General features: G+C 70.2%; 10 protein-coding genes. 5 read left to right on the forward strand and 5 right to left on the reverse strand.

Features of this window, described 5'->3' with window-relative positions:
- Window positions 1-7: 7 nt before the first annotated feature.
- A complete protein-coding gene (locus tag ACZBH1_RS13860) occupies window positions 8-619 on the reverse strand; it encodes a LuxR C-terminal-related transcriptional regulator (protein WP_463646708.1) in 612 nt (203 codons plus the stop codon).
- Window positions 620-888: 269 nt separating this feature from the next.
- On the opposite strand from ACZBH1_RS13860, the gene ACZBH1_RS13865 reads away from it, so the two are divergent.
- On the forward strand, window positions 889-2754 hold the full coding sequence (locus ACZBH1_RS13865) for a hemagglutinin (RefSeq protein ID WP_452325373.1): 1866 nt from the start codon (window positions 889-891) through the stop codon (window positions 2752-2754).
- Between the two features lie 91 nt (window positions 2755-2845).
- Here the strand turns inward: ACZBH1_RS13865 and ACZBH1_RS13870 are convergent, their stop codons facing one another.
- Window positions 2846-6694: a S8 family serine peptidase gene (locus tag ACZBH1_RS13870; RefSeq protein ID WP_463646709.1), complete on the reverse strand. Its 3849-nt coding sequence runs from the start codon at window positions 6692-6694 to the stop codon at window positions 2846-2848.
- A gap of 121 nt (window positions 6695-6815) precedes the next feature.
- Here ACZBH1_RS13870 and ACZBH1_RS13875 point away from each other — a divergent pair, with 121 nt between their 5' ends.
- The gene (locus tag ACZBH1_RS13875) at window positions 6816-7793 is read left to right on the forward strand and encodes a transcriptional regulator TrmB (protein ID WP_463646710.1); all 978 of its coding nucleotides are present in this window, start codon (window positions 6816-6818) and stop codon (window positions 7791-7793) included.
- A gap of 12 nt (window positions 7794-7805) precedes the next feature.
- Here ACZBH1_RS13875 and ACZBH1_RS13880 read toward each other — a convergent pair whose 3' ends face one another.
- Window positions 7806-8138, reverse strand: a complete 333-nt coding sequence (locus ACZBH1_RS13880; protein ID WP_463646711.1) for a hypothetical protein — start codon at window positions 8136-8138, stop codon at window positions 7806-7808.
- Entirely contained in the window at window positions 8135-9454 is a 1320-nt protein-coding gene (locus tag ACZBH1_RS13885; protein ID WP_463646712.1) for an MFS transporter, read from the reverse strand. The genes ACZBH1_RS13880 and ACZBH1_RS13885 overlap by 4 nt, the downstream gene beginning before the upstream one ends.
- 25 nt (window positions 9455-9479) lie before the next feature.
- Here ACZBH1_RS13885 and prfB point away from each other — a divergent pair, with 25 nt between their 5' ends.
- Window positions 9480-10592, forward strand: a complete 1113-nt coding sequence (gene prfB, locus ACZBH1_RS13890; RefSeq protein ID WP_336396825.1) for a peptide chain release factor 2 — start codon at window positions 9480-9482, stop codon at window positions 10590-10592.
- A 62-nt stretch (window positions 10593-10654) separates the two neighbouring features.
- Here prfB and ACZBH1_RS13895 read toward each other — a convergent pair whose 3' ends face one another.
- Window positions 10655-12001, reverse strand: a complete 1347-nt coding sequence (locus ACZBH1_RS13895) for an HNH endonuclease signature motif containing protein (RefSeq protein ID WP_463646713.1) — start codon at window positions 11999-12001, stop codon at window positions 10655-10657.
- A gap of 153 nt (window positions 12002-12154) precedes the next feature.
- Here ACZBH1_RS13895 and ftsE point away from each other — a divergent pair, with 153 nt between their 5' ends.
- Together ftsE and ftsX are read left to right on the forward strand one after the other, a co-directional pair.
- Window positions 12155-13294: a cell division ATP-binding protein FtsE gene (ftsE, locus tag ACZBH1_RS13900; protein WP_463646714.1), complete on the forward strand. Its 1140-nt coding sequence runs from the start codon at window positions 12155-12157 to the stop codon at window positions 13292-13294.
- Complete coding sequence (gene ftsX, locus ACZBH1_RS13905) at window positions 13291-14208, forward strand: permease-like cell division protein FtsX (RefSeq protein ID WP_463646715.1); 918 nt, start codon at window positions 13291-13293, stop codon at window positions 14206-14208. Before ftsE ends, ftsX begins: the two co-directional genes overlap by 4 nt.
- Window positions 14209-14233: the final 25 nt, after the last annotated feature.

The raw sequence follows: 14233 nt of genomic DNA on the forward strand, positions 1-14233 counted from the left end.
CGGGGCCTCACTCGTCGGCGGTCGCGCCGGCACGCGCGGCCAGCGCGACGGCCTCCACTCGGGAGTGGACCCCCAGCTTGGCCAGGAGGTTCTGCATGTGCGCGCCGACGGTCTTGATGCTGATGCCCATCGCGGCAGCGACCTGCTTCTGACTCAACCCTTCGGTGGTGAGGGTGAGCACTTCGCGCTCTCGACGGCTCAGAGCCGACAGACGGCGGAGGTCGGCGGTGGCGTTGCGCGCGGGTTTCGTGCGCTCGATCAGCCGGCGGACGCGCGCCAGGAACTCCTCGGCGTCCATCGACTCCGCGGCGTAGTCGTCGGCGCCGACCAGGAGCCCTGCCACGACGTCGGCCGGCGTGATGCGGTCGGCCGAGACGAGCACGGCCGGCATGTCGGGTCCGTAGCGATCACGAAGCTCGCGAAGGAAGCTGCACCCCCCGTCCTCGACCTCGAGGATCGCCACGGCGGGCGCCTGCCCGTTCAGCCAGGCAGCCGCGTCCAGAGCCCTCGCGAACGCGGCGGACTGCAGCCCCAGTCTGTGCAGCAGATGCACATAGTCGTCACGCACGTGATCCCCAGCGACCACCAGCGCGAACACCTCTTCATCTTCCTCGCCCACGATTCCTCCCCGAATCGCGCGCCTCTCGCTTGAGACAGACCACCCTAGGGGGTTTCCCCAAACCCGGGTGCGGGTTCACCCGATGGTCGTATCCCCACGCACTTCCTAGCGTAAGGCCCGTAATGGCCTGGGGAAAGGGGACGTCCATGTCCAGGAACAAGCGCCGCGGCATACTCGCGGCCGGAGCGACGAGCTGTCTCGTCTTGGCGATGTTGATCGGTGGCGCAAGTCCTGCGACCGCCGCCGACGGTCCATGGGATATCACCGGCATGCCCACGGATCCCCTCGGCGGGACCATTCCCGACGCCGGTGTCGCCAACAACCTCGATGACGACGAAGGGAATGTTCAGGAGTTGGGACCGCTCAACTCGAACACGACGAAGATCGGCGTGATCCACAAGGACGCCGTGCCGACCCTGGGCACCACGAACCCGAACGCACAGGTGGACCTGCGCCAGGCGTGGCTCGACATCAAGCGTGAGGGCGGCAAGGACTGGCTCTACTTCGCGTGGGAGCGGGACAAGAGCACGGGCAGCGGCTTCATCGCCTACGAGTTCATGCGGAACGCCGCCCCAGCGGCATGCGCCTACGAGACGGCCACCCAGCAGCAGCTGATCGACACCTGCAACCCCTGGGCCAATCGACAGGGAGGCGCGGCAGCGACGGCAACCACGCCCGCCGTTCCCGGCGACTTCATGATCCTCTGGGATCAGCAGGGAGGCGGGCTCGACATGGTGCTCCGGGTCTGGAGCGGCACAGCGCCGAACCTGGTGCTCGGTCCCCCGGTCGCTCTCACCGCCGCGGTGTCGCAAGCCGCCATCAGTGAGGACGGATTCTTCGGCGAAGCGGCGGTCAACCTGACCGACACCATCTTCGGTGGGGTGCTCCAGTGCCTGTCGTTCGCGAACAGCATTCCCAGCACCGTGACCGGCAACTCGGACACCGCCGACTACAAGGACACCATCCTTGAGACGATCCCGCCGATCAGCAACTGCACGACGACCACGATGACCACCCCCATGCTCGCTGATGGCGAGACGCCGGTTCCGGCCACAGGAGCGTCGATCGGGACCAACGGCGTCCTGGCGGTGACCGACTCGGCAACCGTGTCGTTGGTCGGTGCAACCAGCGGCACGCCCGGAGGAACCGTGGCGTTCTCGCTGTGCAAGCTCGACACGGGAACCTGTACGTCCGGGGGCACGTCAATCGGGTCCACCGCCGTCACGGCTACTTCGTACCCGTTCACGGTCGTATCGCCGACCGCATATGTGACCTCCGCCGGTCGATACTGCTGGCGGGCGGTCTATGACGACGGAAACGCGACCAACGGCATCTCCGGATCGAGCGACTCGAGTGCGGGAGAGTGCTTCGTCGTCAACCCGGTCACGCCGACGTTGACCACGAGCGCCGGTGCCGATGTGGTGCTGGGCAATGCGGTCACCGACACCGCGACGTTGTCGGGCACGGCACTTCAGCCGATGAACCCGGTCATCCAGACCGTGCAACCATCGACGACGGTGCCGCCGCGGACAGCAGCGGGCGGCAAGATCACCTTCACCCTCTACACGAAGACGGCCACGAGCTGCGTCGCGGTGGCGGGCAGCGCGACGGAGGTGACGGTCAACGGCGACAGCTCGCCGACCAACGTCTACAGCGTCTCGTTCACGCCGACAGTCGCCGGCACCTACCAGTGGGGAGCGGTCTACTCCGACAGCACGACGAACACCAACGGCACCAGCCACAACAACGGCACGTGCAACGTCTCGGCTGAGGAGGTTGTGGTGAACACCGTCCCGTCGACGATGACCACGGCACAGCGGTGGGTCCCGAACGACTCGGCCACGATCAAGGCGGCTGCGGGCGGCAACCTTGCAGGCAACGCGAGGTTCACGCTGTACAACTCGTCCGACTGCACGGGAACGATCGTCTACGGTCCGGTCGACGTCCCGGTCAGCGGTCCGGGAACCGGGAACGGAACCACGGTGTCGACGTCGAACTCGACAGCTGTGACCGCCAGCGGGTCGTACTCGTGGAGTGTCAGCTATGACAGCACGAACCTGGCGCAGGATGACATCGCCGCCAGCTGCAAGGAGGTCTCGTCGCTGACCATCAACAACAACTTCGTCCAGCCGTGATGCCGGACTGACGAGGTTGCACAGGCCGATCGGCCCCGCTCGTCGGAGCGGGGCCGATCGTCGTGTCAGGGTGCTGCTGGGTGATGCCGTGTCAGCGGGCGCCCTTGGCCGGCGTGGCCTCGAACGCGCGCTCGATCTCCTGCGAGAACGTGTTGCCCTCGGCATCCTTCGCGGTCACCCGCAGGTCGACCCAGCCGCCCCTGTCTGGCACCGGCACCTGGGCGGTGTAGCCGCTGACCCAGGCGCGGGACTCGACGAAGATGCCACCGTCGTGGTCGACGGCGCCGGTCGGGGCATCCGTCTCCGCGGCGGTGAGCGTCACCGGCACCCACTCGCCGCCGGACGTGCGCGCTTCGAGCGTCGCCTCGGTGATCGCGCCGGCCGGAGCCGTGCCCGCCACATGCCCGAGCTCGAGCCCCAGCGGGATGGCGGACCCCTTGCGGCGACCCTCGCCGACGAGGTTGCCTTCGTTGACGTCGACTGCGTAGTACGCCTGGATCATCGGCAGCAGCCGGTAGTCCCAGTCGCCCTGCTGCGTGGACGCACGGAACGTCCAGTCGCTGACCGTCTTCGTCGACCCCGCGAGGTGCGAGCCGTCGTGCGTGGCGGTGTTCACCACACGCCAGTCGTGCTCGCCGTCGGGCAGGTCGAAGACGTTCCCTCCCTGGTGCTCCACCTGGCGGAAGAGCTCCCCGTCGAGGTAGACGTCGGTCAGCTGCTGCACCGTCGACGGCTCGAGCCACGTGTCGAACGCGCCGGTGTGTGCGGAGTCACCGCCGTCGGCCCAGCTCGGAATGTTGATCTGCCCGTAGTCCGACGCGAGGTACGGCACCCAGTAGCCCGTGGCGATGTACGGCCGCACGACGCCGCCGTAGTACTCCGCCTCGGTGCGCTCACCCGGCTCGTAGGTGCGCTTGATGTCGCGCATCGTCCATCCGACCGAGGTGATCATCGCGTCCTGGTACCAGCGCAGTCCGTCGGTATTGACCCATTCCGCCCGCTCGGTGCCGCGCTGGGTGCGCATCGGGAAGCCGCTGCTGAACTCCGCGCCGGGCACGAAGTCGAAGCGGAACTCGCCAATCTCTTCGGGCTGGCCGTGGAAGCGGGTGTCGATCCGTGCCAGGTCGTCCTCGGTGTGCACGTACGCGAGGTCGGACGGTATCTCGCCGTCGGCGAACTCGGCGATGTCGTAGACGACGTCGGATGTCGGGACGCCGACCGCAGACACGGTCACCTTCTTCGACGCCATGCGGGCCAGCAGGTCGCGACCCTCGACGCCGCTGACCCCCGCGACCGGAATGGCGACGTCGGTGGTGTAGTCCTCCGAGCCGACCCATTCGTTGAACTCGCCGTCGCCGTCATTGACCACGATGAGGAGCCTGGCACCGGCGGCGGCCGCGTTGGCCGCGCGCTGGGATGCCGGAACCTCGGCGGAGCGGGTCACGACGGCGACCTTCCCCGACACGTCCACGGCGGCGAACTCCTGCGCGCTGCCCTTGCCCGCATCCACGGCCTGAGCCTTGAACGAGCCGTCGAGCAGCGTCGACCCGATCTGCTCGATGAGGTCGAGCGACTCCTTGCCGGCCTCGAGCGAGAGGAGCGGCTTCTGCAGGCGCCAGCGCGTCGTGAAGCCGAAATCGGCGTCCTCGACGCTCATCGGCTGCGCCCACAGCTCATCGATCCACACCGGCATCGTGGCGCTCGCCGCGAAGTCGTCGACCGACACGTCCATGCGGCGGAACACCGGTGCGAGACCGTCCTGCCCGACGTCGACCGTGATCTGCTCCGCGGTGCGCGCGTCGAGCGCAACCGTGCGGTCCTGGTCGAGCGCGAGGGTGGGCGTCCCGACGAGCACGCTTGCGATCGTGTCCGGCGTGCGGCTGAGCTGCATGAACGACATGACGGTGTATTCGCCCTTCATGAGGCGCAGCGTCGTCTCACCGTCGACGGGCACGGGCTCCGCCCACTGCGTCGCCGGGTCCCACAGCATCGCGTACGCCGTGGTGGGGTTGCCGTCGAAGTCGGTCGCCGTGAGGGTGAGGTCGTAGCGCTCGGCCTCGGCGATCGTCCCGAGGGCGGTGCGGGTGACAGGCTCGCCGTCCACCGAACCGACCAGGGCGCCCGACAGCTGGGTGCCCGCGGGAACCTTCGCGGGGTCCACCGTCATCGTCGCGGAACGGGTCTCGCCGGCCGGGATCGTGATCGTCTCGGTATCGAGCGTGAGCGCGCCGAATGCGATGCCGGTCGACAGGGGCTGAGGGGCGCCGCTTCCGCCCGGCGTGGTGTCGGAGAGAGTCGCCGTGAGCGAGACCGTGATCTCGGCATCCGTCCGGTTCGTGTAGTCGACGACACGCGCGACGGGGGTCGGCTCCTGGCCCCACATGAGCATGCCGAAGTCGCCGGATCCGGACGCGACGACGGGCGCTTCGAGCGCGGCGTCGACGTCGATGACGCCCGAGCCGCCCTGATACGGCGTGTAGCCGACGTCGACCGCGGTGCTGGCCAGGGCCGCCTTGAGCTGCTCGGTCGTGTAGTCCGGGTTCGCGCCGAGGAGGAGGGCGGCCGCACCTGCGACGTGCGGCGTGGCCATGGAGGTGCCGCTCATCGAGATGTAGGCGCCGTCGCCGGCGCTGTCGGCCGAGCGGGCGGCGGTGACGTCATTGCCGGGGCCGGTGACGTCGGGCTTGAGCGCACCCGAGCGCGACAGCGGCCCCTGGCTCGTGAACCACGAGAGCGCGCCCGAAGGGTCGTCGACCGAGCCGACCGTGAACGCCTCGGCGGCGGATCCCGGCGCGCCGATGGTCTCGGCCGCTCCGGCGTTGCCGGCGGCGACGACGAACAGAGCACCGGTCTCCTCGGCGATGCGGTCGAGCGACTCGGCCATCAGGTCCTTGCCGTCGGACGGTGCGGGCGAGCCGAGGCTCATGGAGACGATCGGCGCGTTCTGCCCGGCCCACTCCATCGCCTCGATGATCCACGAGTCCTGACCCCAGCCGCTGGCATCGAGCACCTTGCCGACGAGCAGGTCCGCGCCGTCGGCGACGCCGCGATGGGTGCCGCCGCTCGCTGCGCCGGTGCCGGCGATCGTGGAGGCGACGTGTGTGCCGTGGCCGTTCGAGTCTGCGGCGACCTCCTCGCCGGGCACGAAGCTCTTCGACGTGTCGAGCACGCGGCCCTGGAGATCGGGGTGGGTGTCGTCGTACCCGGTGTCGAGCACCGCCACGGTGACGCCCTCTCCGGTGTAGCCGTCCGCCCACGCTTCGGGCGCGTCGATGTAGCCGACGCTGCCATCGAGCGTCGCCTGCACCTTGCCGTCGAGGTGGATGGCCTCGATGCCGCCCGCGAGGGCGGGCGCCGTGGAGAAGCTCCGGGCGCTCGGCGCGGTCAGCGACTCCCACGCGCTCGCCGCCTCCTGGTGGCCGAGGGTGGCTGCCGTGCCGCCGATGCTCTCCAGCTCCGCTTGCACCTCGAGTCCCGGAACGGGAGCGGCGAAGGTGCGGACCGAGGACGCATCCTGCTCGACGATGACCGGGGTGGCGTCGACCGAAGCGTCGTCGTACCCGTACTCCACGAGGAGCGAGACGTTGAACAGATCCTGGTCGAGGGCGCCCGAGGCGAGATAGGGAAGCGCCGCATCGGGGATGACGTGCAGGTCGCCGGCGGCTTCGTACGTGCGGACCCCGGCACCGTCGACGGCCGTGTCGACGGAGACCGCGTGGGTGCCGTCCGACAGGTCGGTGACAGTGACGCGGTCGCCCGTGATGAGGGTGACCGTATTGCTGCTGCCGGCGGACGCGGCCGAGGCGGGGGGAACCTCTGCCGCGGGGGATGCGGTCGCCGGCAGGCCGGTGAGACCGACGCCGGCGATCGTGATCGCGACGCCGCTCGTGGCGGCGACGATCGGATGCAGGCGACGGCCGGAGGGCTGGGGTCGTGACATGCGCGAGCCTCTCGGTGTGTGGGGATTGACATCCCCACCTTCTCGGCCGGCGCGCGTAGAGTGGTGGCGGAGAAATGCCATGGCCATCATCCGCCAAGCTCGGCGGGTGACGATGGACAGCATGGGGAAGGCGACCGTGCTCGACGCGCTCGGCCTCGATGAGGCTCACACCGCGGTATATCGATGGGTGCTCCAGCAGCCTTCGGCGTCTGCTGCGGACATCGCGGGGGCGCTGAGCCTGTCGCTGCCGCGCACCGGGCCGATCGTCGCCGAGCTCGAGCGGCTCGGGCTGCTGGCGCGCCAGGCCGCCAGCCGTGACCGCTTCGTGGCGTCCCCTCCGTCGATCTCGCTGCGCCCGCTGCTGCTCGAGCGCGAGCGCGGGCTCACCCGCGCGCACCAGGCGCTCGTCGAGCTGAGCGATCTCTACCGTCATTCGGTCGAGAGGCGCAGTGTCGCCGACGTGATCGATGTCGTCATCGGCGATGACGCCGTGCGGCAGCGGGTCGCCCAGCTGCAGGCGGCGTCGGTCGAGCAGGTGCGCGTGCTCGTGCTCAACGAGATCGCCCTGATCAGCGGCGAGGAGAACATCGAGGAGGACAGGGCGCTGGCGCGCGGCGTGCGCTATCGCGTGATCGTCGAGAGCGCGGTCCTCGAGCGCCCCGGCTTCCTCACGGCGGCGCGCGAGATGGCATCGATCGGCGAAGAGATCCGGGTGCTCCCGACGCTGCCGACGCGCATGTTCATCGCCGACGACCAGATGGCGCTCGTGCCCATGCACTCGCAGGACGAAGACCGCGGATTCGGCGCGCTTCTGATCCACCCGAGCGGCCTGCTCGACCTCGTGACGTCGATCTTCGAGGAGTACTGGAAGGCCGCGGCGCCGTTCCTCCCTGTCGCGGCGCCGCCTGCCGCGAGCGAGGCGGTCGACCGTGACCTTCTCCACCTGCTCCTCCTCGGGGTGACGGATGCCGCGGCCGCGACGCAGCTCGGCATCTCGCTGCGCACCGTCCAGCGCCGGGTGGCCGAGCTCATGGACCTCGCCGGCGTGACGACGCGCATGCAGCTGGGTGCCGAGGCGGTGCGCCGCAGCTGGGTGTGATCACCGGCCGGGCTACCAGCCGTGCTCGTTGAACCAGTCGCGTCGACGCCGGGTCTCGGCATCCGTCTCCCCGGTGTCGGTCGTCTCGTGCTCCACAAGCCGGCCGTCGCCGGCGAGGTCGACGAAGCGGAGGCACACCGCGCAGAGCCCGCGGCCGTCGGGGAAGCCGTCGGCGAGTTCTGCGGCGGGCTCGCCCGGCTCGCCGGATCCCGGGCACCGCGGCGGGTCGGCGGCGGCATCCGTCCACATGATCGTGCGGTGCCGGTGCAGGCCGGGATGGTCGAGCGGGCGCGTGCAGCGCCGGCCTTGGTTGCGGCTGCGGCAGAACGCGATGACGTCGGTCATGCGGTCGCCCGCGGGACGTGGCGGGGAACCCAGCGCAGGAATGCCAAGGCGCCGAGAAGGCCGATCCCGCCCATGACGCCCGTCGCGACACTGAGCGATGCCGCGGCGGCGATGCCCGAGACGAGCAGCGGGGCGACGGCGCCACCCGCGTCGGTGAGCGTGCGCCACGAGCCGAGGAAGGCCGCCGGCTCGGTCTTCGGTGCCACGTCGGCGCCGAGCGTGAGCAGGATCCCGCTGGACAGACCGTTGCCGACGCCCAGCACCGCGGCGAACATCGCGAACCACATCGCGGCGTCCGGGAGGTCGTGCGTGAAGGCGAGCGCGACGAAGCCCGCGCCCATGAGCAGCATCGCCGGGAGGGCGGCCCACAGGCGCCCGAAGCGGTCCATCACCTGACCGCTGGCGTAGAACAGCGCGAAGTCGATCGCTCCCGAGATGCCGACGACGAGGGCGATCGTCTGCGCGTCCAGGCCGATCGACACGCCCCACAGCGGCAGGACGACCTGGCGTGCGGAGCGGACGGATGAGAGGGATGCCGCGGCCAGCCCGAGCGTGGAGAGCACACGGCGGTGGCGCCACATGGTGCGCAGCACGCCCGTGCCCGGCCCTGGCGTGCTGCCCGAGCCACCGGTGCGCCGGATCGGGATCGAGCCCGTGACGGGTTCGCCGGTGTCCTCGGTGTCCATGCGCCCGTCGCCCGCGCCGGGCGCTCCGGGGACGAGGAGCTTCTTCTCGGGGTCGGGACCCAGCAGCACCAGGAGGATCGTGCCGACGAGGCATCCGCCGAAGAACCAGATCGCGGCGCGCTCGTCGCCGAGCAGCGCCAGCAGCGCGGCGGCGACGAACGGGCCGATGAACATGCCGAGCCGGAAGGTGCCGCCCAGCAGCGACAGGGCGCGCGCCCGGAAGGCGAGCGGCACGCGGGTGGTCATGAAGGAATGTCGTGCGAGTCCGAACGCGGCGGCGCAGAACCCGATGACGAACACCGCGGTCGCGAACAGGCCCAGCGAGGGAGCGAGCGCCATGCCGGCGACACCGGCGAGGGAGAGGAACCCGGCGATAGCCATCGTGAGACGCTCGCCGATGCGGGCGACGGCCCAGCCGGCGGGGAGATTGCCGCACAGTTGCCCGACGACGAGCGCCGAGGCGACGAGGGCGGCGGTGGCGACATCCGCGCCCAGCTGAGCGGCGATCACGGGGATGAGCGGGATGACGGCGCCCTCGCCGAGCGCGAACAGCACCGTGGGGCCGTAGATCATCGGGCCGAACCGCCACAGCACGTCGCGGGCAGTGGGGGCGCCTGCGTGATCGGTCATCGCTTCCACGTTAGTCTGGAGTGTCATGCTCGACTTCGATCCCTCCGCCGACATCCAGGCCCTGCGCTCCACGTTCGCCGACATCAAGGCCGTGGTCGACGTCGAGGCACTCACCGCCGACATCGCCCGCCTCAGCGAGGAGGCCGGCGCGCCCGACCTGTGGGACGACGTCGAGAAGGCCCAGAAGGTCACCAGCGCCCTCAGCCACCGCCAGGCCGAGCTCAAGCGCGTCACCGACGTGGAGCGGCGCCTCGACGACCTCGACGTGCTCGTGGAACTCGCCAACGAGATGGACGACGAGGACTCCGCCGAGGAGGCGCGTCACGAGATCGCCGAGCTCGAGGACATCGTCAGCCAGCTCGAGGTGCAGACGCTCCTGGACGGCGAGTACGACGAGCGCTCCGCGGTCGTCACGATCCGCTCCGGCGCGGGCGGCGACGACGCCACGGACTTCGCCGAGATGCTCATGCGCATGTACCTGCGCTGGGCGGAGCGCCACAAGTACCCCGTCAAGGTGATGGACACGTCGTACGCCGAGGGCGCGGGCATCAAGTCGGCGACGTTCGAGGTCGACGCGCCCTATGCCTATGGGACGCTGTCGGTCGAGGCCGGCACGCACCGCCTCGCGCGCATCAGCCCGTTCGGCTCGGCCGACAAGCGCCAGACGTCGTTCGCCGCGGTCGAGGTCATCCCGGTGATGGAGGAGGCCGTCGAGGTCGACATCCCCGAGGGCGAGATCCGCGTCGACGTCTTCCGCTCGTCCGGTCCCGGCGGCCAGTCCGTCAACACGACGGACTCCGCCGTCCGGCTCACGCACCTCCCCACGGGCATCGTGGTGTCGATGCAGAACGAGAAGTCGCAGATCCAGAACCGCGCTGCCGCCATGCGCGTGCTGCAGACCCGCCTGCTCCTGCTCAAGCGCGAGGAGGAGGCGGCGAAGAAGAAGGAGCTCGCCGGCACCATCACCGCGAGCTGGGGCGACCAGATGCGGTCGTACTTCCTCTACGGGCAGCAGCTCGTGAAGGATCTCCGCACCGGCTACGAGGTCGGCAACCCCGCGATCGTCTTCGACGGCGATCTCGACGGGTTCATCTCGGCGGGCATCCGCTGGCGCAAGCGCAAGGACGACGACGACTGACCTCCGCCGGGCACGGGTGACCGTACCGGACGGGCCGACCCGCGCCGGTCGCGGCATCCGCGTCAGAACGGTGCGGCAGGCTCGGCGGCCGATGCGCGGAAGACGGGCACGCGCCGCTCGGGCGTGACGAGGTAGCGTCGGCCGGCAGGGGAGGTCCACTGCAGCGCGCCCCCGCCTTCTGCGACCTGTTCGACCCGCCAGCCGCCGTGGTGCTTGATCGTATGGTGGCCCTTGCAGAGGGGAGCCAGATTGTCGAGCGAGGTCTCGCCGCCGTGCTCCCACGCCACGGTGTGATCGATCTCGCATCTGGAGGCCGGGATCCCGCATCCGGGAGCCATGCATCTGTCGGCTCGCCACCGGACCAGCCGCCTCAGCCCCGGCGGCGGACGATACCGGTCGCGACCGACGGAGAGCACCGCGCCGGTCTCGGGATGGGTGAGAACCCGCATCCAGCCGTCGGCGCCCCCGCACAGCTCTCGCGCCCGCGACAGCGTGATCGGCCCGACGCCCTCGACCACCGCCGGCGCGTCGGGGGAGTCCCCCGGGCCGGATGCCGCATCCAGCAATGCGAGAGCCGGCACGGTGACGGTGACGGCGGCCCGGATGCCGCGCGCCTGGGGCACGAGCGCCGCGGTGTCGCCGTCGACGAGCAGGTCGCCGAGCACGTCGGCACGCCGCTGATCGAGCGTGCGCTCCTCATCGGCCGCCGCGCCCAGCACTCTGGCCATGGCCGTGATCCGGCCCTGGATCGCGCGTGCCTCCACTGCAGGGATGAAGGCGTGCAGCCACGCCATGCCATCGTCGGCGGGCTCGACCACCACGCGGCGCTGTCGAAGAGCGGCCTCGTGACGTTCCGCGAGCGTCGCCGAGCGCTCGCTCTCGATCATTCTGCTGAGCTGTCTGCGGAACGCGCCGACGGGAAGCTCCTCGGCCAGCTGTGCCGCGCGCTCGGTGAGTCTGGCGCGCACATCGGGCTCGACGCCGTCGAGCGCGTCGACCAGGATCTCGGCATGCCGCTCGCTGATCCTGGCGCGGTGGAGGGCTTCGAGCACCGCCGGGTACCGGTGCACGAGGGCCTGGGCCATGCCCAGCAGGTGCGCCGCAGCGGCCTCGGTGACGCGCAGCGCCGCCGCGAGCTCCAGCCGCACCGACCTCTCGACGACGGCGGCGATCGCGTCGCCGTAGCGCTCGTCGGCGAGTGCGCGACGCCGCAGGGCGTCGACGCGGACGAAGCGCTCCGAGGCGAAGACCGCCATCATGTCGTCCACCTCGGTCACGAGGTCGAGCTCGTCGGGCACTGCCGCGGCGGCGCCGGCCCACGCGTCTTCATCGACCGGCACGTCGTCCACATGCTCGACGCCCGCGTGCGGGTGGGCGTCGGCCGCGCCGTCCGGTTCGGAGGTGGTCATGCTGTGACACTAGAACATACCTACGACATTCCGTCGGGGCGGGCGAGCGGCGCGTGACCCCATCACAGAAGGGGGAATCCGCGGACGGCGGATGCCTCAGCCTCGGGTGTCGCTGGACCGCACCGGGGGTCATCCGCATAGGCTCGTTAGGCCATGATCCGGTTCGAGAACGTCACGAAGCGCTTTCGCGGCACTGCGAAGCCTGCCCTGAGCGATGTCGACTTCGAAGTGCAGCGCGGGGAATTCGTCTTCCTCGTCGGCGCCTCGGGATCGGGGAAGTCGTCGTGCCTGCGGCTGATCCTCCGCGAAGAGACGCCGAGCGAAGGGCGGGTCGTCGTGCTCGGCCGCGACCTGCGCACGCTGTCGAACCGCAAGGTGCCGTACTTCCGCCGCCATGTCGGCGCCGTGTTCCAGGACTTCCGGCTGCTGCCCACCAAGACGGTCTTCCAGAACGTCGCCTTCACCCTGCAGGTGATCGGCTCCTCACGCGCCTTCATCCAGCAGGCCGTGCCCGAGGTGCTCGCCCTCGTCGGACTCGCCGGCAAGGAGAAGCGGTTCCCTCACGAGCTCTCGGGTGGTGAGCAGCAGCGCGTCGCGATCGCCCGCGCCCTGGTCAACCGTCCGCAGATCCTGCTCGCGGACGAGCCCACCGGCAACCTCGACCCCGCGACCTCCATCGACATCATGCAGCTGCTCGCCCGCATCAACGCCGGCGGCACGACGGTGGTCATGGCCACCCACGAGGCCGGCTTCGTCGACCAGATGCAGCGTCGCGTGATCGAGCTCCGCCACGGCGAGATCGTGCGCGACGAGCGGCACGGCGGCTACGGCGACCGCTCGAATCTGCCCAGCCTCACGCCGGAGCCCGAGCGCGGCGCGGCCGCCGTGGCCGCCCTCACCGCGGTGCTCGAGGTCCAGCGCGAGGCCTCGCTCGCCGCCGCGGCGGGCCTCGACCCGACTCTCGTGCGCGGTGACGACGAGCAGGCGGGAGAGACGGATGCCGTGTCTCCCGGTGTCGCCAGCGCGGCCGTCGCGGCCGCCACGGCCGCGACCGCGGCGGCGCTCGCGGCGGACGAGCTGCGGAAGGCGCAGGCGCTCGAGCATGCGGTCGAGGAGCCCGTGGGCGAGGACGCCGCGGCCGGGGAGGCATCCGCTCCTCCCTCCGCGGCCGTGCCGTCGCAGACGCAGACGATGCCCGTCATCGACCAGATCGAGGTGGCGGAGCTGGGGCTCGCCGACCGGCTCGGACTCGGCGAAACCGATCCCGACGACGAAGTGGGGCCCACCTCATGAGGTTCGGACTCATCATGTCGGAGGCGTTCACCGGCCTCCGGCGGAACGTCTCGATGGTCATCTCGGTGATCCTCGTCACGTTCGTGTCGCTGACGTTCGTCGGCGCCGCCATCCTCATGCAGATGCAGATCGTGACGATGCGCGACTTCTGGGTGGACCGCGCGCAGGTCGCGATCTACATGTGCACCGAGATCTCCACGAACGAGGCGACGTGCGCGGACGGGGAGGCGACGCCCGAGCAGATCGAGGAGGTCCGCGGCAAGCTCGACGGCAGCGCGCTGTCGCCCCTCATCCGCGACATGGTGTTCCTCGACCATCAGCAGGCCTACGAGGAGCTGCTCGACCTGGTGGGGGAGGAGGACGCCAGCGTCGTCACCCCCGAGCAGGTGAACGAGACCTTCCGCATCACGCTCGTCGATCCGGCGCAGTCGGCCGTCATCATCGAGGCGTTCACGGGCACTGCGGGGGTCGAGCAGGTGCAGGACCAGCTGCAGTACCTCGAGCCGCTCTTCTCCGCACTGACGGTGGCGACCTACATCGCTGTCGGCATCGCGGCTCTGATGCTCATCGCGGCCGTCCTCCTCATCGCCACGACGATCCGGCTCTCGGCGTATGCGCGAAGACGGGAGCTCGGCATCATGCGCCTGGTCGGGGCATCCAACCGGTTCATCCAGACGCCCTTCATCCTCGAGGGCGTGTTCGCAGCGCTGCTGGGATCCGTCCTGGCCAGTGCGGCCGTCATCGCGGGGGTGCACTTCGGCGTGGACAACTATCTGCGCAACCGGGTCGACTTCGTCACGACTTGGGTCGATCTGGCGGATGCCTGGCTCGTGGTGCCCGTTCTCATCCTGGTCGGCATCGGGCTCGCGGCCCTGTCGGCGGGATTCGCGATCCGGCGGTGGCTCCGCGCGTGATCGCGCGGCTCGCTCCGGGGTAGAC

The sequence above is a fragment of the Microbacterium sp. ZXT2-5 genome (assembly GCF_055329545.1).